Here is a 20,530-nt window from a genome sequence, read left to right on the forward strand (position 1 = left end):
ATGCCGTCCTGCTGCGCGCTCATGCCGGCAGCTTTGCTGAGGTCAGCGACAGGCCGGCAACCGCCGCCTCGATGCGCGTGACCGCCTCGCGCACTTCCTCGGCCGAAATGATCAGCGGCGGCAGGAGACGCACGACGTTGTCGCCCGCCGGCACGGTCAGCACGCCGTGCGCGCGCAGCTCGGCGATCAGCTGGGTGTTGGCGATCTTCGTCTTGATGCCGAGCAACAAGCCCTCGCCGCGAATATCCTCGATTACGTCGGGATAGCGGTCCTGCAGCGAGGCCAGCGACTGCTTGAAGCGCAGCGACATGTCGGCGACATGCTCGAAGAAGCCGTCGGCGAGCACCACGTCGAGCACCGCATTGCCAATCGCCATGGCCAACGGATTGCCGCCATAGGTGCTGCCGTGCGTGCCGGCGGTCATGCCGCGGGCGGCCTCTTCGGTGGCGAGGCAGACGCCCAGCGGAAAGCCGCCGCCAATGCCCTTGGCCACCGCCATGATATCCGGCAGCGCGCCCGACGCCTCATGGGCGAAGAAGCGGCCCGTCCGGCCGACGCCGCACTGCACCTCGTCGAAGATCAGCAGCAGGCCCTCGGCGTCGCAGAGCGCGCGCAGCATGCGCAATTCATCGGCCGGGACCGTGCGGATGCCGCCCTCGCCCTGGATGGGCTCGATCAGGATCGCCGCGGTTTCCGGCGTGATCGCCGCCCGGAGCGCTACCTCGTCACCGAAAGGCACCTGATCGAAACCCTCGACCTTCGGCCCGAAACCCTCGAGATACTTTGCCTGGCCACCCGCGGCGATGGTCGCCAGCGTCCGGCCATGGAAAGCCCCGGTGAAGGTGATGATCCGGAAGCGCTCCGGGTTGCCGTTGACAAAGTGATAGCGGCGCGCGGTCTTGATCGCACATTCCAGCGCCTCGGCACCGGAATTGGTGAAGAAGGCACGGTCGGCAAAGGTCGCGGCCTCCAGCCTCTCGGCGAGGCGGCGCTGCCCGGGGATCTCGTAGAGGTTGGAGACGTGCCAGAGCTTCTCGGCCTGGTGCTTCATCGTCGCCACGAGGTGCGGATGCGCATGCCCGAGCGAGTTCACCGCGACGCCGGCCGCAAGGTCGAGATAGCGCTCGCCTGTCTCCGTCACCAGCCAGACGCCCTCGCCTCGCTCGAAACGCAGGTCGGCTCGTGCATAGGTCGAGTAGAGCGGCGAAGCGGCGGCGGATGCAGTCGACATGGCAATATACTCGTTCTTCGCCCGGAGACGGGCGATACAAGATGATGAATGTGACCCGGACCTGGCCCGGAAATGCGGAAAGCCTGCCACCGGGACAGGCTTCGGTCGACGTCTAGTGTGCGTTGCGTGAGCTCAAAGCTATACCATGCGGGACGCGGCGGCTGTCAATGCGACGCAAGAACAGCGCCTTCCGGGCGGTTACGGGACAATTCAGAGGGAATTTCGGCGGTGTTGCGCCGCGGTATCTGTTGAAAAGCGACAAATCGATTCTGCGCGGTTGCGCCGACTCTTGTCACGGAGTCGAGCGGTGGGTTAAATTTCCCTGAGACACACTAGATTTCGTGCGGCGGACCTAGTTTCACAATAGATGTTGTGAGCCATCCCGGTACTCCTGTGCCGGGAACCCATGAGGGATTCCGTCCGCCGTACTGTTTCGGAAATAGGAGCCTGGGCATGGGTTGGACAGAAGAACGCGTGAATCTGCTGATCAAGCTCTGGAGCGATGGTCTCAGTGCCAGTCAGATCGCCGGACAGTTGGGCGGCGTCACGCGCAATGCGGTCATCGGCAAGGTTCACCGGTTGAAGCTCGAGGGCCGGACCAAGACCCAGGCGGCCGTCCCCGAGGTCGTGGTCGCCGTCAAGCCGAAGCCGACCATTGCCGAGCAGACGCTGGTCGAGACTGAGGTCGACATCGAGGTTCCCGCTGTCCGCTACGCCGCGGTCGCCCAGTCGGCGGGCCGCAGCATGCTGCGTTCGGTCGGGGGCAATGGCTCTGGCATGCACGGCGCCACGGCACTGCGGATGGATCCGGAGATCGAGGTCGTGGTCGAAGAGCCACCGGAGCGGGTTTCCGGCGAAGTGGTGCCGATTTCGCGGAACCTGACGTTGATCCAACTGAGCGATCGGACCTGCAAGTGGCCGCTGGGCGATCCGCTGTCGGCCGAGTTCCGCTTCTGCGGCAACGGCTCGAACGACGCTTCGCCTTACTGCCAGTATCACGCGCGGATCGCCTTCCAGCCGGTTTCCGAGCGCCGCCGCGCCCGCTGATCTTCCATCACGATCGGCGCTGCCTCGCGCAGCGGCTGACCTGCTGGGCGCGCCTCTTGCAAAGAGAGGCGCGCTTTTTTTGTGTTGCGACACGGGTATCTGAGGCAGGCATGACCGCCGCGGCGGAGCGGAACCCCCGTCAGCGCTTCTCGGGCTCTGGAAACCGCGCCGTGAAGGTCGAGCCCTTGCCGACCACCGAGGTCACCAGCAGCCGCGCCCGGTGGCGGACGAGGATGTTGCGCACGATCGACAGGCCGAGACCGGTCCCGCGCTTCGACCGGGACGTTCCGGCATCGACGCGGTAGAAGCGCTCGGTCAGCCGCGGCACATGCTCGGCCGGGATGCCCCTTCCGAAATCCTCGACCCCGGCATCGATGAAGATCGCATCGCGCGCCTTGGTCCGCTGCAGCGAAATAATTACCCGGTCACCTTGGTCGCCATACTTGCAGGCGTTTTCGACGAGGTTCGAGAAGACCTGCAGAAGTTCGTCCCGCTCCCCCGCGACGACGAACGGGCCAGTGCCGAAAGACGTCTCGATCGCAAGCCCCGCCTCGGACGCCAGTGGCGCCAGGGCCTCGCGCACCTCGCCAAGGAGTTCGGCAAGGTCGATCGGATCGGTCACGGCCACGTGGCGCTTCATTTCAATCCGCGAGAGCGACAGCAGATCGTCGATCAGCCGCGACATGCGCGCCGCCTGGTCCCGCATGATGTCGAGGAAACGCTCCCGGGCGCCGGCGTCGTCCTTGGCCGGACCTTGCAGCGTCTCGACGAAGCCGATCAGCGAGGCCAGCGGCGTGCGCAGTTCGTGGCTGGCATTAGCGACGAAGTCCGTCCGCATGCGCTCGATCCGCCGCTCGCCGGTGCGGTCGCGGAACAGCAGTAGGAAGAAAGCCGGGCGCTCGCTCTGGGGCGCGAGGATCGGCAGGATATCGACCGACCAGAAACGGTCGGAGGCCCGACCCTCGATGAAGTCGGCATTGCCGGCGTGTTGACCGGTGATCGAGGCCTCGATCTCGGCCAAGAGTTCGGGCGAGCGGAAGCGCAGCGATATGGCGTCACCCAGCGGCAGGTTGCCGAAGGCCTGGTCGGACATGCCATTGCGGTAGCGCAGCAGCAGGTTGCGATCGATCAGCAGTGCGGGTTCCCGCATCGCCTCGACCACCGCCTTGGTGCCGGCATCGGGCCAGAGTGGCGACTGACGCCGGCGCAGATCCTCGCGGATGCGCGAGCGCCGCTCGCCGCGCTGCGGCAGGAGGCAGAGCAGCACCATCATGGCGGCGGCGGTGAGCAGGCCTTCCCAGGCCAGCGGATAGATCGCCGCAAGCCCGCCGAAAACCAGAACGGTCGCGACCACGATCCGCACGAAAGACACCCGTCGGCGGGGCTGCATCGGCGCAGGATCGGTCGATGGCTTGGTGCTCTGGCTCATCGATCCAAATTCGACACGGTTTTGGAAAGCGTCGGCCGCCCGTCGCAAGGGCGCCAGGCTGCGTCTCGCAGATAAGGAGACGGATTAGCCCTTGCGTGCTTCAGGCGTATGTCAGGCCTTGCCGAGATCACGCATCCGGACGGCGTAAAGGTCGAGATTGCTTTTGGGTCCGCCAAAGCTCGGATCGATGGCAATGGATCCGGAGGCGGCGGGATTGTCGGGGACGGTCATGTCGAAGACGAACGGCTGACTATCCTGCGCGGTGGTGAAACGCTGGCGGTCGCAGACCGTATCGCCGCCGAACAGGCAGCGGACGGAGAACTCCCGGCTTGCCCCATCCGCGGAACCCGCGGTGATCTCGACCCGAACCTTCCGGCCCTTGATGGTGTTGACGACGCCCGGCCCGATGATGACGCCGACTTCGCCGCCCTCCCCTGCCGCAGCCAGCCGCACTGCGGGCCGATCGCCGCTGCCGGTGACGGCCGCGACGTCGCCGCCGGTCGGCGTCGAGATCAGCTCCAGCTGGGTCCCGTCGAAGAGGTTGATCCAGCTGGCTGTGTCGACCGAAGCGCCGTCGGCTGCACCGCTTTGCGCAGCGTCCGCGTCCGAACCACCGAGAATGGTATTCTTGAAGAAATACACCCCCGCAAACAGCACAGCGAGGAGAACCGCGAGCGCCAGGAAGAGCGGCTTCAGGGAACGCTGCGACCGGCGGCCGGCCGTCGATCGCCTGGCCTCGCCGGGAGACCAGGTCTCCGCGGCATGGGTTGGAGCGTCGCGACCGGGGACGGCGGCAGGCCTGCCTGCCAAGGGCGATGCCGCGTCGTCCTCTGGCGTCGCCGCTGCGGACGGGTCGGCGTCATCGTCGAGCCCATGGTTGCGCTCGACCGCCGGATCCGCGTCGGGGTCATTCAGATGCGGCGCAAAGTTGGGATCGGCCGCGTGCTCGGCATCCGGGTCCGCGGCGCCCTCGAACGTCGCGGCCTCGGCGATAAAATAGTCTTCCTCGATGCGGTTGATCGTCTCGGCGAGCCGAACGCGCTGCGCATGCGCGGCGTCCGCATCGTCGGAGTTTGCCAGCATGCGCTCGAGCGCGCGCTCAGAGGCCGTGTAGATCGTGTCGCGAAACGCCGGATTACTGGAATCACCGGCTTCGAGCGCGCGCCGCAGGCTTTTTTCCATCGCGCTCATGCTGTTCTCCAAGTCGGTGTGCTCTCCAAGTCGCTCTCGCCATCGAATCTACACCATGTTCCGGATGACAGTAACTGATTGGGAAGAGAACCCCCAAGCTATTGTTGGTGGCCCTAAGCCCCCTCATGCTGCGTTGCGGCGGAACGATTACCACAGCTCGTTCATTGGGTTGCGGCATCAAAAAACGGCGCCTCGGTGAAACGGCGCACCGCCGACCACGGTTGTTCCCGACGGCGCCGCCTCGACAGGCCGCCCTGTCACCCAGACGTCTCGCCCCCGCCCATATCATGCGGAACAGGTTCCGCCCGGAGCAGCCTTGGCCCTTCCCCAACACGACACCGTGCCGCACGCGATTTCCGAACATGGCGTCATCGGCGACATGCGCACCCTCGCTCTGGTAGCGACCGACGGCACCATCGACTTTTTCTGCCACAGCGATTTCGGATCCCCATCCCTTTTCACCGGGCTTCTCGACGCCGAGAAGGGGGGATACTTCCGCCTCGAGGCGGTCGACGGGGAAATGAAGAACCGCCAGATCTACTTGCCGGACACCAATATCCTGATGACCCGCTTCCTCGGTCATGCCGGGATTGGCGAAGTGTCCGACTTCATGCCCGTCGACGGGTCGGGCCGCATCGTCCGCCGGGCGAAGGCGGTGATGGGCGACGTGCGCTTCCGCCTGTCGGTTGCGCCGCGTCCCGATTATGCCCGCCAGACGCCCGTCATTGCGGCCATCGACGGCGGCTTCAGCGTCAGCTGGGGCGACGGGGCGGAGGTTGTCTACTTCTACGCGACGATGCCGATCGAGATCGATGGTGACCGCGCCGGCGGCGACATCCTCTTGCGCGAGGGCGAGACCTGCCACGTCGTCTTCTGCCCCGGCCGCAAGGACCAGCCGACGGTCGACGATGAGTATGTCCGGTCGGCTTTCATTGCCACGCGGTCCTTCTGGCACGGATGGGTTCGCTCCGGCACCTATCCCGTCTTCGCCCGCGAACTGGTGGTGCGTTCGGCCTTGACGCTGAAGCTGCTCACCTCTGCGCAATACGGCTCCATCGCGGCGGCGGGGACCTTCGGTCTGCCCGAGGTGCTCGGTGGCGAGCGGAACTGGGACTACCGCTACTGCTGGGTGCGCGACTCCGCCTTCACGCTCTACGCTTTTTCGCGCCTCGGCTATTTCGAGGAGGCCGAATCCTTCATCCGCTTCATGATGGACCGCATTGCCGAGGACGGGGAACCGCATCTTGGCATCATGTACCGGATGGACGGCAGCGACGAGATCGCCGAGTCCAGCCTCGATCACCTCTCGGGCTACGAGAATTCGCGCCCCGTGCGGATCGGCAACGGTGCCGCCGATCAGGTGCAGATGGACATCTACGGCGAGTTCATGGATGCGCTCTACATCGCGACGAAGGCGCGCGGAAAGCCGTCCTACGGCATCTGGAAGAAGATCGCGCGGCTCACCGACTGGCTGGCCAGCAACTGGCGAAAGCCCGATCATGGCATCTGGGAAAGCCGCGGCGAGCCAAAGGAATTCCTATCGGGCCGGCTGATGAGCTGGGTTGCCTTCGACCGCGCCTTGCGGATCGCCGACCGTCACTCGCTGCCGGCCGACGTCGAGCGCTGGCGGTACGAGCGCGGCGAGATCCAGGCGTCGATCCTCGAGGAGTTTTGGAACCCGGAGATCGGCGCCTTCACCCAGTTCAAGGGCGGCAAGACGCTCGATGCCGTCGTGCTGCTGATGCCGCTCGTCAAGTTCATCAATCCGCGCGACCCGCTCTGGGTCTCGACCCTGCAAGCGGTGCGCAAGCACCTGGTGCACGACTGCCTGGTCAAGCGCTACATCAGCGAGGGAGAAGGCGAGGACGGGCTGGAGGGCAGCGAGGGCGCCTTCACCATCTGCTCGTTCTGGTACGTCGAGGCGCTGGCCCGGAGCGGCTACGCTGCCGAGGCGCGCTTCCTGTTCGACAAGCTACACAGCTATGCGAACCACCTCGGGCTTTATGCGGAAGAACTTTCCTCGACAGGCGAGCACCTCGGCAATTTTCCGCAGGGCTTGACGCACCTGTCGCTGATCTCGGCGGCAATCTGGCTCGACCGTTCGCTGAATGGCGACAAGAGCGACCCTTCCAATGCCCAGTTCCAGATCGTGGAGGATCCAGATGGCATCTTTTGAACTGAACAGCCTCGTCGGACAGGCTGCCGTCGTTACCGGCGGCTCTTCCGGCATCGGCCAGGCGACGGCGATCGAACTGGCGCGCGCGGGCGCCAATGTCGCCGTCAATTTTCGCAGTTCTCCGGAAGGGGCAGCCGAGACGGTCGCCGAGATCGAGAAGCTGGGCCAGAAGGCCTTCGCCATCCAGGCGGACGTGTCCGACGAGGCGGCCGTCGCCGCGCTGTTCGACGAGGCCGAGACGAAGCTCGGGCCGATCGACATCGTGGTGTCGAACTCGGGCCTGCAAAAAGATGCGGCGATCGGCGAGATGAGCCTTGAGGCGTGGAACGCCGTCATCGCGGTCAACCTCACCGGCGGCTTCCTGATCGGCCGCGAGGCGATCAGGCGGTTCCGTCGCAAGGGACGGCGAGACGTCAGCCGCGCGCTGGGCAAGCTGGTGTTCGATTCCTCAGTACACCAACAGATCCCCTGGGCCTTCCATGCGAATTACGCGGCATCGAAGGGCGGGCTTGATCTGTTGATGCGATCGATCGCGCAGGAGGTGGCGTCCGAAGGGATCCGCGTGAACGCCGTGGGCCCGGGCGCCATCGCGACGCCGATCAATGCCAACGAGCGTCGGGATGGCGAAACGGAGATGCTGAAACTCATCCCCTACGGCCGCATCGGCGAGCCGGCCGATATTGGCCGTGCCGTGGCCTTCCTGGTCTCGGATGCCGCGGACTACATCACCGGGCAGACGCTGTTCGTCGACGGCGGAATGACGCTCTACCCCGGCTTTAAGGGCAACGGATAGGCCAGATTTTCGACAGGCTTGGCAGCACGACGGAGGACCTGTCGAGACAGGCCCTCCGAAGCTTCGTTAGCGTTGGTCGTCGTCCTCGTCGACTTCGGCCTGCGTCCGCTTCATCGAGGTCAGCTTGGCGAACACGGCGGCAGCGTCCAACTCGCCGTCGTCAGCCTTCTCGCGGCCGCGATAGTTCTGGGTCTGGGCAGCCGACAGCAGACGCTCTTCCTCGGCGACTTCCTCCAGCCGCGGCATGCCGCGGGTCGCCTTCTCGATCTCCAGGTCGAGATCGATCTGCGAGCAAAGGCCGAGCGTCACCGGATCCATCGGCGTCAGGTTGGCCGAATTCCAGTGCGAGCGGTCGCGGATCTGTTCGATGGTGTTCTTGGTCGTTCCGACAAGACGCGACACCGCCGGATCCTTGAGCTCGGGATGATTGCGCACCAGCCAGAGAATGGCGTTCGGGCGGTCATGGCGCTTGGACACCGGGGTATAGCGCGGGCCCTTGCGCTTGGCTTCCGGCACGCGAACCTTCGGCAGCGACAGCTTCAGGCGGTACTTCTCGTCCAACTCGCCCTTGGTGATCTCCTCGCGGGTCAGCTGGCCCGTCATGATCGGATCCATGCCCTTGATGCCTTGCGCCGACTCGCCGTCGGCGATCGCCTTGATCTCGAGCGGATGCATCGTGCAGAAATCGCCAACCTGCTCGAACGAGAGGGAGGTGTTGTCGACGAGCCAGACAGCCGTCGCCTTCGGCATCAGGAGTTGGGCCATGCATACAGTCCTTCTGGTCGCCAGTCCTGCTTGCGCTGGAAAGGCAGTGGATCGCACCACAATTTCTGGAATTGACGTATCTTATACGGATCGTCGCCGGTCCCTGCAAGGAAATCAGGCGGGTGCAGATGAAATGCCCGTGCATTTCCGGCCGCCCGCCCCGACCGCAGGCCTTGCGCCGCGATACCCTACGCTGCGGCGGCGTGGTGGCGCGTGGTGAGGACGATCTTGCCGATATGGTCGTCGTCCATGTGCCGGTGCGCGTCGGCCGCCCGCTCCAGCGAATAAACCGTATCGATCAGCGGCGCGACACTGCCATCCTCGAACAACGGAAACACGAATTCCTCGATCTCACGGGCGATCGTCGCTTTGAAGCCGACGGGACGCGATCGGAGCGTGGAGCCGGTCAGCGTCAGCCGCTTCAACATGATCGGCGACAGATCGATCGAGACCGTCTGCCCGCGAAGATAGGCGATCTGGACGATGCGACCGTCTTCGGCGGCCACCTGCAGATTGCGCGGCGTGTAGTCGCCTCCCACCATATCGAGGATCAGATCGGCGCCGTGCCCTTCCGTCGCTTTCCGGATCACCTCGACAAAATCCGTGTCACGGTAGTTGATCGCATGCTGCGCACCGAGGGTTTTGGCGGCCTCGCACTTGTCGGCACTGCCCACCGTGACGAAGACGTCAGCGCCGAAGCTGCGGGCGAGCTGAATCGCCGTCGTGCCGATGCCGGACGTGCCGCCATGAACGAGGAAGCGCTCTCCCGCGACCAACCGGCCGCGCTGGAAGACGTTGTGCCAGACGGTGAAGAACGTCTCCGGCACGGCCGCCGCGGCGACGAAGCCCATGCCGGATGGGATCGGCAAGGCATTGCTCTCGGCAACCGTTGCATATTCGGCATAGCCGCCGCCCGGCAGCAGCGCCATGACGCGGTCGCCGACGGCAAAGCGCGACGCCCCCTCGCCAACGGCGGCGACGAGGCCGGCAACCTCGAGACCGGGCCAATCCGGCGCGCCCTTCGGCGGATGGTAGGCGCCGAGGCGCTGCAAGACGTCGGGCCGGTTGACGCCGGCGGCATGCACCTCGATCAAGATTTCGCCATCGCCGGGGACCGGAAGCGCGCGCTCCGCCGGCTTCAGGACCTCTGGTCCGCCGAAGCCATCAAGGGCGGCAACTGTCATTTCCTCGGGCAGGTTCATCTGAAAATCCTCTGGAGCTTTCGCCGAGAGGTAGCGCAAGCGCCATCGATGTCCCGCCCGATCAACGGATCATCAAGGTTTATAGCCTTTAATTTCCCGTATCCCTCTCCTCGGGAAGACATGATGGTCTGCCATCCCGTCTGATGCCTCCCTGTTTGCCAATTCCAAGAGCCGTCAGCGCGGCTCTTTTTTTTGTGTTGCGCGGCAAGGTCCCGTTGGAGCAAAATTGCTTAAGGCGCATTAACCAGTTTGCTGAACGCGCCTTGCCATTCACGCCCATCCCGAGCAATTTCCAAAAACGGTTTCACCGGCTTAGTTTGCCGAGTCTTCCGTGAGCACCGCATTCCTGGAACACGAAGCCGGTACATTCTGATGACGAGCAACAGCCTAGACCACCGCGACGAGGACCGGACCATCCGCCTGGCGGAGCATCTGGCCTTCTCCCGGTCGTTCCAGCCGCTCTTCAACGAGGGCATGGCGCTGGTCGACGCGACGGCGGTCTATCTCGACGGTCAGGGCCGGGCCGATGCCAAAGCGCTTTCGAGGTCTGTCGCGACGCTCTACGCCGCCGAATCGATGCGGCTGACCACCCGCCTCATGCAGGTCGCCTCGTGGCTCCTGCTGCAGCGCGCGGCGAACCAAGGTGACATGTCGCGCGCCCAGGTCGAGACCGAGAAGATGAAGGTCCGGCTCGAGGGCGTCGGCACCGGCCGCGATTCGCCGCTGTTCGCTGAACTGCCGGAGGCGTTCTGCTCCCTCGTCGACCGCGCTTTGAAGCTGGAGCGGCGTATCGCCATGCTCGATCGCGAAATCTACGGCAATTTGGGCGACCAGTTCGAGGGGAGTTCCAACCCCGTGGGCGAGCAGCTCAGCCTGCTGCGGACGGCGTTTCTTTCTTAAGCTTTCCCCGACTTTAAGCCCTCCCCTTAGGCACGGCTCCCCGGTGAAAGTGGCGCCGGTTGTGCCGCTGCCCGCTTTCCGTCTGATTCCTCTAAAGCAGCAGCTCGGGCCGCTCAGCGAACAAGGCCAGCGCTTCCGGATTCGCCAGCGCTTCCTGGTTCCTGACCGCGCGGCCGTGCACGATTTCGCGCACCGCCAGTTCGACGATCTTGCCCGACTTGGTGCGCGGAATGTCGGCGACCTCAAGGATCCGTGCCGGCACATGGCGGGGCGAAGCGCCTTGGCGCACGGCGTTGCGGATCTTTCGCTCCAGAGCCTCGTCCAGCACCGCACCGGGCCTCAAGCGGACGAAGAGAACGACCCGAACATCGCCGTCAAAGTCCTGTCCGATGCAGATCGCTTCTGCGACCTCCTCCAGGTGTTCGACGATGTTGTAGATCTCCGCCGTCCCGATCCGGACGCCCTGCGGGTTCAGCGTCGCGTCCGAGCGCCCGTGGATGACGATGCCGCCGCTCTGCGTCCATTCCGCAAAATCCCCGTGGCACCAGACGCCCGGGAAACGCTCGAAATAGGCGGCGCGATAGCGCTCGCCGGACGGGTCGTTCCAGAAGCCGACGGGCATGGCCGGGAAGGCTCTGCTGCAGACGAGATCGCCCTTCTCTCCCCGCAACGGCAGGCCCTCATCGCTCCACACGTCGACGGCCATGCCGAGGCCCGCGCCTTGGATCTCCCCCTCGCGCACCGGCAGCCAGGGCACGCCGAGGACGAAACAGGAGACGATGTCGGTGCCGCCGGAGATCGAGGCGAGTTGCACGTCCGACTTGATGCCGGCGTAGACGAACTCGAAGCTTTCGGGGGACAGCGGTGAGCCGGTCGAGGCGATGACCTCGACGCTCGACAGGTCGTGCGTCTCAATCGGCCGGAGCCCCTCCTTGCGCACCGCGTCGATGAACTTCGCCGACGTCCCGAAGAAGCTCGCGCGCTCGGCGGACACGAAGTCGAACAGCGCGTTGCCATTGGGATGGAAGGGCGAGCCGTCGTACAGCAGCAGCGTCGCGCCGACGGCGAGCGACGAGACCAGCCAGTTCCACATCATCCAGCCGCAGGTGGTGAAGTAGAAGATCCGGTCGCCCGGCTTGGCGCCCGCATGCAGCACGTGTTCCTTGAGATGCTGGATCAGCGTGCCGCCGGCCGAGTGCACGATGCATTTCGGCACCCCCGTCGTCCCCGACGAGAACAGGATGTAGAGCGGATGGGCGAAGGGCAGCCGCTCATAGACGAGCGGCGCCGGCGCGAAGGCCTGCGTGAAGGCGGCCAAGGTCACCGCGTCCGGCACGGCGGCGGCGATGGTCTCGGCCTCGCCAATATACGGCACCAGGATGGTCTTGCGCGGACGCAAGGCGGCAGCGATGGTGGCAACCTTGTCGCCGATGCGGATTGTCTTGCCGGCGTAGAAATAACCGTCGCAGGCGACGAACAGCACCGGCTCGATCTGCCCGAAACGGTCGAGCACCCCGCGCTCGCCGAAATCCGGCGAGCAGGACGACCAGACCGCGCCAAGCGAGGCCGTTGCCAGCATCAGCGCCACGGTCTCGGCCATGTTCGGCATCATCGCCGCCACCCGGTCGCCGACGCCGACGCCCTCGGCGCGCATCGCCTGCGCCAGACGCGACACGAGCGCGCGAAGCTCGGCATGCGACAGGCGCGTCTCGACCTTGTCCTCGCCCCGGAACACGATCGCCTCACCATCGACGGCGGCGCCAAGAAGGTTCTCGGCGAAGTTGAGCCGGGCCTCAGGAAAAAATCGCGTCGACAGCATGTCGGGACCCTCGGCAACGGCCTTGCTGCCGCGGTCGCCGATCACGCCGCAGAAGTCCCAGACGGCGGACCAGAATGCCTCTGGCTCGTCGATCGACCAGGCATGCAACGCGGGATAGCCGGCGGAGGCGCCGCCGATATGCGGCGCGGCCCTGTCAGCGAAGTGGGTCAGCGGCTGCGCTGCCCGTCGATCGGCAGACGGCGTCCACAGAATTCTACCGGTCATGTCGCTGCCTCCCGTCATCCCACCCATCGCTCGTGCCATGACGCAGGGCGGTACGCAAATCCTGCCTCGCGGGCCGCCAAGGCGCTCGCCAGGCCATCACTTTGCCACCGGCATGGACTCCCGTTAGAACTCCGGCTGCATCCGGCCTTGGCGCCGCAAGAATGGCCGATTCGCGGCGGGCAGGCGACGGCACCGCCCGGACATTTCAGCGTCCATGCCCTCTCGGGCCATCGACGTCACCACGAGGAATCATGACAGGACGCGCCGCCCCATCCAGCCGCTCCGAACGGCGCTCGCTGCGCCGCTGGTCGGGCGTGGTCGTTTCGGTGGCCGTTCTGGTGGCGGCGGTGCTGGCCGGGTTCCTCGCCTATTCGACGCTCGCCCTGAAACCTGCGACGGCGCGCAGCGAAATCGAGGCACAGCTGTCCCGGCTGACCGGCCTTCCCGTGTTCGTCGCCGGATCGGTCAACTTCACCCTCCTGCCCCGCACCCAGATCGTCCTCGACAGGATCAAGGTCGGGCCGCGCACCGGTGACGCCGACGCGGTGATGGAGATCGACGGCATTATCGCCGATCTCGATCTTTGGGAGGCGCTCCGGGGGCGCACCCGCATCGAGCGCCTGACACTGGTTCGGCCGGAACTCTTGTCGACCGCCGGCTTCATCGGGCAGAGCGAAACGACGATCGCGGCGGAGAACTCCAGCGGAAGCGGCCCCGCCGACCCGGCCCTGCGGCCGCTGTCGCGGTATATCGGCGCCTTCCTCTCGCGCTTCGGCGAGTTGCGCACCCTTGAAATCCGCGATGGCGTCTTCCGGATGGCGCCGGGACCCGGTTCGCTCGGCATCAGCAATGCCAACATCACCGTCGCTTGGCCGTCGAAGACCTCTTCCGCACGAATGTCCGGCTCCTACGTCTGGAACGGGCAGCCGACCGAGATCGGGCTGAAGATCGCGTCTCCCGTCGACTTCCTTGCCGGCGCTGCCAGCGCTTTGGATTTCACGCTCGCTTCCCCTCCCTTGACCGCCAGTTTCGATGGCGAGGCCTCGATTGCAGAGGCCGGCAGCTTCAGTGGCAAGCTCGCTCTGTCGACCCCCTCGCTGACGCGGTCGGTCCGCTGGCTCGGCGATGCCGGAACCCTCCAGCCGGACATTGGCCCGCTCTCGCTGATCGCGACCCTCCAAGGCAGCGACGAGCGGTTGAGCCTGCGCGATGCCAAGGTGTCGGTCGGCGGGTTCGACGGGCTCGGCGCGCTCGAGATGACGCTGCCAGAGGGCAAGCGCCCGTTCATCGGCGGAACGCTGGCCTTCGATCGGCTCGATCTCACAGGGTTCACCGAGGCTGTCGCCCCGCTGCCGCAGACGCCGCTCGACATGCAGCGCCGGATCCCCGTCGACTTCGTCGAGGGACTGGATCTCGACCTCAGGCTCTCGGCCAGCGATGGCGCGATCGGCGATCTCACCTTCGCCGATCTGGCCGCAACGGTGAAGTTCAAGGACGGCGTGGCGACGTTCGATGTCGGCGACATCGCGATCCTCGGCGGCCAAGCGCAGGCGCGGATGACGGTCGACAGCACGCTGCGCCCGGCCGTCGCCACTGGCGTGGCCAGCGTCAGCGGCGTCGATGCCGCCCGGCTGTCCGACGCCCTCGGCATCAAGGGGCTGCTGGTGACCGGTGCGTCGGATGTTCAAGCGGACTACAGCCTGCCGCTCGGCAGCTGGGCGGACCTTGCCCGGCGCAGCAGGATGACGCTGTCGATCGCCACCCGCAACGGCACGATGAGCGGGTTCGACCCGCAGATGCTGACCGGAAAGGCCGTCAGTCCGCTGAACCTTGCCTTGGCGGATGGCGCCCTGCCCTTCCAGAGCCTGCGGGCCCGGCTGCAGTCGAACGGACCGCTAATCGATCTCAGCGAGATCAACCTGACCGGCAGCTTTGGGCTCCTGTCGGCCTCCGGCTCGCTCTCAGCCGCGACCGGCCGTCTCGACCTGTCCGGCAGTGTGACTCCCGCGGCTCCCTTGGGCACGACGCCGCCCGCTTTGGCGCCGCCGCGTTTCCGCGCGGAAGGGATCTGGCCGAGCCCCGTGATCTCCGACAGCTTCCCCGACCGTCCTATTTGAACGGTCCAAGCTGAACCGCACAGCGCGGATGCGCGGCGCGATCAGCCGCCGGCGGCCAGACGCTCGTCCCGTTCGCGCCGGACGAGATCGCGCTTGGTGAGGATGCCGGATATGATGACGCCGACCGAGACCAGCCCGATCAGGATGGTGCAGATGGCGTTGATCTCCGGGGTCACGCCGAGCCGCACCTGGCTGTAGATCCGCATCGGCAAGGTAGTGGCGCCCGGGCCGGTGGCGAAGCTCGAGATCACGAGGTCATCGAGCGACAGCGTGAAGGCGAGCATCCAGCCGGCCGCGACCGCCGTCCAGATCACCGGCAACGTGATGACAAAGAAGGTCTTGCCGGGCGGGCAACCGAGATCCTGCGCCGCCTCCTCGAGGCTCCTGTCGATGGCGACGAGCCGGGACTGCACGACAACGGCGACGAAGCACATGGTGAAGGTGACGTGGGCGATGGTCAGCGTCCAGAAGCCGCGGTCGAAACCGATGGCGACGAAGAGCAGCAGGAGCGACAGGCCGGTGATCACCTCGGGCATCACCAGCGGCGCATAGACGAGGCCAGAGAACAGCAGCCGGCCGCGGAAGCGGGCAAAGCGCACCAGCGCCATCGCCGCCAGCGTCCCGAGAATGGTCGCGACCGTCGCCGACAGCAGCGCGACGCGGATCGTCACCCAGGCGGCGTCGAGCATCTGCCGGTTCTGGAATAGCGTGCCGTACCAGTGGGTCGAGAAGCCGCCCCAGACCGTCACCAGCCGCGAAGCGTTGAAGGAGTAGAGCACCAGCAGCGCGATCGGCACGTAGAGGAAGGCGAAGCCGATGACGAGGCAGAAGATGTTGAACGCGGACCAGTTGTTCTTCACGACGCGGTTCTCGCCTGCATGCGCTGGAAGATCATGATCGGAATCACCAGCAGGAGAAGCAGGATCACCGCGACCGCGGAGGAGACCGGCCAGTCCCGGTTGTTGAAAAACTCATCCCACAGCGTCTTGCCGATCATCAGCGTCGAGGAGCCACCGAGGAGATCGGGAATGACGAACTCGCCGACGGCGGGAATGAAGACGAGGAAGACGCCGGCCAGAACGCCCGGCAGCGACAGCGGGAAGGTAATCGCCCAGAACGCCTTTACCGGCGGGCAGCCGAGATCGTTGGCGGCCTCGATCAGCCGCCCGTCCATGCGCTCGAGCGCTGCATAGATCGGCAGCACCATGAACGGCAGGTAGGAATAGACGATGCCGATATGGATCGCGAGTTCGGTGTTCATGATCTGCAGCGGCTCGGAAATCAGCCCGGTCCACAGCAGAAACTGGTTCAGCAGCCCCTCGTTCTTGAGGATGCCGATCCAAGCGTAAACGCGGATCAGGAAGCTCGTCCAAAACGGCAGGATCGTCAGCATCACCAGGATCGGGCGAATGCTGGATGGTGCCTTGGCCATGCCGTAGGCGAAGGGATAGCCGATCAGCAGCGCCAGCGCCGTCGAGATGCCGGCGATCCGCAGGCTCGAAAGGTAGGAGTTGAGGTAAAGCGGATCTTCCCAGATCCAGCCATAGCTGCCGAAGTCCAGCTGGCGGAAAGCATCCATGAAGCCGGAGACGCTATCGAGCACGAAGACCGGCAGGTAGGGCGGCTGGGCGATCGCCGTCTCGGACAGCGAGATCTTCACGACGATCAGGAAGGGCAGCAGGAAGAAGACCGCAAGCCAGAGATAGGGCACGCCGATCACCACCGAGCGGTAGAGCCGGCTGACATGCTGCGAGGGGGTGTAGTCGGAAGCCATGTCCCTCGCCCCTACTGCGTCAGGACGATGCCGGCATCGGCGGCGAAGGTGATCCACACCTCGTCGTCCCAAGCCAGCGGCCGTTCGATGCCGCGCGCGGCGTTGATCGTGGTGGCACGGACGATCTCGCCGGTCGGCAGCTTGACGTTGAAAAGGGTCACGTCGCCGAGATAGGCGATGTCCCACACCTCGCCCTTCAGGGCGTTGACCGACGGGTCGGCCGGGGCCTGGCGCCCGATCTTCACCTTTTCCGGGCGGATCGCGAAGAAGGCGGTGTCGCCCGGCTTGAGGTCGACAGCGGTCTCGGTCTCGACGATGGTGCCGGCAGCGGCGAGCCGCACCCTTCCGTCGCGGCGGCTCTCGATGCGGCCATCGAGGAGATTCACATTGCCGATGAAGTCGGCGACGTAGCGGTTGCTCGGCGCCTCGTAGATGATCGCCGGCGTCGCGACCTGGGCGATCTTGCCCTCCCGCATCAGCGCGATGCGGTCGGCCATCACCATCGCCTCCTCCTGGTCGTGCGTGACGACGATGAAGGTGAGGCCAAGCTCCTGCTGCAGGTCCATCAGCTCGAACTGGGTCTCCTCGCGCAGCTTCTTGTCGAGCGCGCCGAGCGGCTCGTCCAGCAGCAGCACTTTCGGGCGCTTGGCCAGCGAACGGGCGAGCGCCACACGCTGTTGCTGGCCGCCGGACAGCTGCTGCGGCTTGCGCCGGGCGAAGGGCTCGAGCTTGACGAGCTTCAGCATCTCGGCAACCCGCGCGTCGATCTCGGACTTCGCCATGCCGTCCTGCTTCAGGCCGAAAGCAATGTTCTTCTCGACCGTCATGTGCGGGAAGAGCGCGTAGGACTGGAACATCATGTTCACCGGCCGCTTGTGCGGCGGCACGCCGACGAGGCTCTCGCCCTCGAGCCGGATATCGCCCGAGGTAGGTGCCTCGAAGCCTGCGAGCATGCGCAGCAGTGTCGACTTGCCGCAGCCGGAAGGGCCGAGCAGCGCGAAGAATTCGCGGCGATGGATGCCGATGGTCAGGTCGTCGACCGCGGTGAACGTGCCGAAGCGCTTGGTCACCCCGTCCACCTCGATCAGCGGCTTCTGCGAGGGGTCGTTCCACGGCTCGAAGCTGCGGCGGATGTTTCCAAGGGACTTCGTCGTCACTGCCATGCTGAGGTGCCCGCGCCAGACTGGAAAGGGCCCGGCCGCCGATGGCGACCGGGCGGGAGTGCTACTGACCGGTCTTCACCGTGGTGAAGGCGCGGGTGATCAGACGCTGGATCTTCGCGTCATAGGGCTTCTTAGTGAACAGCTTGGCGAGCGTCGCCTCGTCCGGGTAGACCGCCTTGTCAGCCAGGATCGCCGGCTCGATCAGCTTCTGCGACGCCAGGTTGCCATTGGCGTAGACGACGAAGTTGGTCGCCTTCGCGATGACCTCGGGTTTCATCATGTAGTTGATGAAGGCATGGGCGTTGTCGAGGTCCGGCGCATCCGACGGGATCGCCAACTGGTCGAAGAACAAGAGGGCCCCCTCCTTCGGGATGGAATAGCCGATCTCGACGCCCTGCGCCGCTTCCTTGGCGCGGTCCCGCGCCTGGAACACATCGCCCGAGAAGCCGACGGCCACGCAGATGTCGCCATTGGCGAGACCGTTGACGTATTCCGAGGAATGGAACTTCCGAACATAGGGGCGAACGGAGAGCAGGAGATCCTTCGCCTTGTCGATCTCGGCCGGATCCTGGGTATCCGGGCTCAGCCCGAGATAGTTCAGTGCGGCCGTGATCATCTCGGCGCCCGAGTCGAGCATGTCGATACCGCACTTCGACAGGACTTCCGCGTTCTTCGGGTCGAACACCAGAGACCAGGAGTCCACCGGCGCGTTCGGCAGGAGCTCCTCCACCTTCTTCTTGTTGTAGCCGATGCCGGTCGTGCCCCACATGTAATTCACGGAGTAGGCATTGTCGGGATCATAGGTCGCGGTCTGCTTGGTGATCACATCCCACATATTGGTGAGGTTCGGCAGCTTCGACTTGTCGAGCTTCTGGAACACGCCTGCCTGGATCTGCCGGCCGAGATATTCCGCCGAGGGCACGACGACGTCGTAGCCTGTGCCGCCCGCGAGCAGCTTGGTCTCGAGAATCTCGTTGGAGTCGAACACGTCGTAGACGACCCGGATGCCGGTCTCGGCCGTGAAATCCTTGAGGATCGAATCGTCGATATAGTCGGACCAGTTGTAGACCCGGACGATCTTTTCCTGCGCGGCGGCAGAGAAGGCCGAGACGAGCACGAGCGCAAGCGCTCCGACCGTTGCAAGACGCTGTTTCATAAAGGACAACCTCGCTGGAAGCATAGATGTTTGGGTGTGTGACGAAAGGGCGGACGGGCGTCTCGGCGCGGGCCGAAATGGCGACAAGCCTCACTATTCAGCATCGACTGCCACGTGCCTAGTGCTTTTGCAGAACAACCGCATGACACGCGTCAATATCCCCGGCCATCATATGGCGGCGCAGCATGTAGCGGGCGTCGGCGCCATAGGGTGCGAGCTTTCCTTCCGGCAAGGCGGCGGTTTCGTCGGTAAAGCCGAAGCCGGCCCAGAACGGCATCGTCCCGTACACCGACACCAAAGCCGTCACGGGATAAGGCACGTCGGCCAATAGAGCCTCGACGCCGAGCCGGGCATGTCCCTGCCCGCGCAGTTCGGGCGCAACCACAACGTCGTGGATGTAATAGCTGTCGGCGTCAGGCCCGATCGTCCCGAGGAGATGATCGAGCGGCGACGGCTCGAAGAGCTTGGCCGGATGCGATACGGCATACCCCAGGACGCTCCCCGACCCGATCAGCACGCGGCTGCCGGCGGGATAGGCGGCCAGCCGGTCCGCGAAGACCTCGATCCGCTCGGGAAGCTCGGGATGCACCCGGTCGGCCAGCGCCTTGACGCTGGCCAGGTGCGCCGGGAGCATCCTCTCCCACGAAAAGCCTGTCATCGGCGGGCCCCGGTCAGCGGTGCTTCTGGCCTTCGCCGTAGAACAGCTTCTCCCAGGCCTTCTGCGCCTTGTAGCCCTCGCGGATGAAGGGTGTGAAGACGGCAAGGTTCAGGACCGCCTTGTTGGTGAGGTTGGCGGGGAAAGTCAGCGGCTTCTCGAAATCGACGAAGAGTACGACCCGCACCGAGTCGGAGTGGTTCCAGGCCTCGTGCTCGTAGGCGTCGTCGAAGATCAGCGCCTCGCCTTCCTTCCAGTGGCAGACCTCCTTGTCGATGCGGATGCCGATCTTGTCCGGCTGGTCGGGCACGACGAGGCCGAGGTGGAAGCGCAGCACGCCGTTATACGGCCCGCGGTGCGGCGGCAGATGCTTGCCGGGCTCGAAGATCGAGAACATCGCCGACTTCATGCCGGGGATCTTCTGCAGGATGCGCCAGGTCTCCGGGCACTGGGCGATCGCCTCGGGCGACTTGATGCCATAGCCGCAGAGGAAGAAGGTCTTCCAGTTCTGGTCGGACGAGATCGACCGGACCTCCGAGGAGATCTCGTGGAACGCCGGGAGGTCGCCCTTGCGCACCAGGATCTTGTCGAGCTCGGCCCGAATCAGATGCCACTCCGCCTCGACTTCCCGCGCCCAGGGGAAATCGTCGGTCGGATAGACCGCGGGATTGCCGACGGCCGAATGCTTGAGATTGAGCTTCTCGGCGCCGTCGACCAGCTTCTGGACGGCCTTTGCGACGAACCCGTTGCCGGACATCGTGTCCTCGATGCCCTCGGTCTTCGCCTTCTGCTGCACGCGTTGATCCATGCTGTCTACCTTCTGCGCTGTTTGAGATCCGCGCGGTTGTGGCGGACCTTGCGCGTGTCGTCTGCAGCATCACGAAATA

General features: G+C 65.2%; 17 protein-coding genes. 5 read left to right on the top strand and 12 right to left on the bottom strand.

All coding sequences use genetic code 11. The features are described from left to right. Nucleotides 1–19 precede the first annotated feature (19 nt). Complete coding sequence (locus ACZLZY_RS08400; protein ID WP_472933776.1) at nt 20–1,231, bottom strand: aspartate aminotransferase family protein; 1,212 nt, start codon at nt 1,229–1,231, stop codon at nt 20–22. Nucleotides 1,232–1,684: 453 nt separating this feature from the next. On the opposite strand from ACZLZY_RS08400, the gene ACZLZY_RS08405 reads away from it, so the two are divergent. After that, the gene (locus tag ACZLZY_RS08405; RefSeq protein WP_472933777.1) at nt 1,685–2,278 is read left to right on the top strand and encodes a GcrA family cell cycle regulator; all 594 of its coding nucleotides are present in this window, start codon (nt 1,685–1,687) and stop codon (nt 2,276–2,278) included. A gap of 139 nt (nt 2,279–2,417) precedes the next feature. Here the strand turns inward: ACZLZY_RS08405 and ACZLZY_RS08410 are convergent, their stop codons facing one another. Together ACZLZY_RS08410 and ACZLZY_RS08415 are read right to left on the bottom strand one after the other, a co-directional pair. After that, nucleotides 2,418–3,707, bottom strand: coding sequence for an ATP-binding protein (locus tag ACZLZY_RS08410; protein ID WP_472933778.1), 1,290 nt, complete (start codon nt 3,705–3,707; stop codon nt 2,418–2,420). Between the two features lie 111 nt (nt 3,708–3,818). Then, nucleotides 3,819–4,898 (bottom strand): hypothetical protein, encoded by a 1,080-nt coding sequence (locus ACZLZY_RS08415; RefSeq protein WP_472933779.1) that lies wholly within the window; start codon nt 4,896–4,898, stop codon nt 3,819–3,821. 316 nt (nt 4,899–5,214) lie between these two features. Here ACZLZY_RS08415 and ACZLZY_RS08420 point away from each other — a divergent pair, with 316 nt between their 5' ends. Together ACZLZY_RS08420 and ACZLZY_RS08425 are read left to right on the top strand one after the other, a co-directional pair. Then, nucleotides 5,215–7,074 carry a glycoside hydrolase family 15 protein gene (locus ACZLZY_RS08420; protein WP_472933780.1) on the top strand — a complete coding sequence of 620 codons (1,860 nt, stop codon included), beginning with the start codon at nt 5,215–5,217 and terminating at the stop codon, nt 7,072–7,074. Next, the gene (locus ACZLZY_RS08425) at nt 7,061–7,867 is read left to right on the top strand and encodes an SDR family oxidoreductase (protein WP_472933781.1); all 807 of its coding nucleotides are present in this window, start codon (nt 7,061–7,063) and stop codon (nt 7,865–7,867) included. Before ACZLZY_RS08420 ends, ACZLZY_RS08425 begins: the two co-directional genes overlap by 14 nt. Before the next feature lie 66 nt (nt 7,868–7,933). Here the strand turns inward: ACZLZY_RS08425 and ACZLZY_RS08430 are convergent, their stop codons facing one another. Together ACZLZY_RS08430 and ACZLZY_RS08435 are read right to left on the bottom strand one after the other, a co-directional pair. Continuing rightward, the gene (locus ACZLZY_RS08430; RefSeq protein ID WP_472933782.1) at nt 7,934–8,632 is read right to left on the bottom strand and encodes a DUF1013 domain-containing protein; all 699 of its coding nucleotides are present in this window, start codon (nt 8,630–8,632) and stop codon (nt 7,934–7,936) included. A 188-nt stretch (nt 8,633–8,820) separates the two neighbouring features. Further along, nucleotides 8,821–9,834 (bottom strand): NAD(P)H-quinone oxidoreductase, encoded by a 1,014-nt coding sequence (locus ACZLZY_RS08435; RefSeq protein WP_472933783.1) that lies wholly within the window; start codon nt 9,832–9,834, stop codon nt 8,821–8,823. A gap of 372 nt (nt 9,835–10,206) precedes the next feature. Here ACZLZY_RS08435 and rcdA point away from each other — a divergent pair, with 372 nt between their 5' ends. Next, nucleotides 10,207–10,734, top strand: a complete 528-nt coding sequence (gene rcdA, locus ACZLZY_RS08440; RefSeq protein WP_472933784.1) for a protease adaptor protein RcdA — start codon at nt 10,207–10,209, stop codon at nt 10,732–10,734. A 91-nt stretch (nt 10,735–10,825) separates the two neighbouring features. On the opposite strand, the gene ACZLZY_RS08445 is transcribed toward rcdA, so the two are convergent. Then, on the bottom strand, nt 10,826–12,778 hold the full coding sequence (locus ACZLZY_RS08445) for an acetoacetate--CoA ligase (RefSeq protein ID WP_472933785.1): 1,953 nt from the start codon (nt 12,776–12,778) through the stop codon (nt 10,826–10,828). A gap of 251 nt (nt 12,779–13,029) precedes the next feature. On the opposite strand from ACZLZY_RS08445, the gene ACZLZY_RS08450 reads away from it, so the two are divergent. After that, entirely contained in the window at nt 13,030–14,895 is a 1,866-nt protein-coding gene (locus ACZLZY_RS08450; protein WP_472933786.1) for an AsmA family protein, read from the top strand. Between the two features lie 41 nt (nt 14,896–14,936). Here the strand turns inward: ACZLZY_RS08450 and ACZLZY_RS08455 are convergent, their stop codons facing one another. From ACZLZY_RS08455 to ACZLZY_RS08480, 6 genes are all read right to left on the bottom strand, one after another. Continuing rightward, a complete protein-coding gene (locus tag ACZLZY_RS08455) occupies nt 14,937–15,755 on the bottom strand; it encodes an ABC transporter permease (RefSeq protein WP_472933787.1) in 819 nt (272 codons plus the stop codon). Then, on the bottom strand, nt 15,752–16,669 hold the full coding sequence (locus tag ACZLZY_RS08460) for an ABC transporter permease subunit (RefSeq protein WP_472933788.1): 918 nt from the start codon (nt 16,667–16,669) through the stop codon (nt 15,752–15,754). The genes ACZLZY_RS08455 and ACZLZY_RS08460 overlap by 4 nt, the downstream gene beginning before the upstream one ends. An 11-nt stretch (nt 16,670–16,680) precedes the next feature. Further along, the gene (locus ACZLZY_RS08465; RefSeq protein ID WP_472933789.1) at nt 16,681–17,832 is read right to left on the bottom strand and encodes an ABC transporter ATP-binding protein; all 1,152 of its coding nucleotides are present in this window, start codon (nt 17,830–17,832) and stop codon (nt 16,681–16,683) included. A 61-nt stretch (nt 17,833–17,893) separates the two neighbouring features. Then, nucleotides 17,894–18,988 (bottom strand): polyamine ABC transporter substrate-binding protein, encoded by a 1,095-nt coding sequence (locus tag ACZLZY_RS08470; RefSeq protein WP_472933790.1) that lies wholly within the window; start codon nt 18,986–18,988, stop codon nt 17,894–17,896. Nucleotides 18,989–19,106: 118 nt separating this feature from the next. Further along, the gene (locus ACZLZY_RS08475) at nt 19,107–19,622 is read right to left on the bottom strand and encodes a GNAT family N-acetyltransferase (protein WP_472933791.1); all 516 of its coding nucleotides are present in this window, start codon (nt 19,620–19,622) and stop codon (nt 19,107–19,109) included. Between the two features lie 37 nt (nt 19,623–19,659). After that, entirely contained in the window at nt 19,660–20,451 is a 792-nt protein-coding gene (locus tag ACZLZY_RS08480; protein WP_472933792.1) for an aspartyl/asparaginyl beta-hydroxylase domain-containing protein, read from the bottom strand. Nucleotides 20,452–20,530 lie beyond the last annotated feature (79 nt).

It is taken from the genome of Mesocryomonas lacus (genome assembly GCF_055730135.2).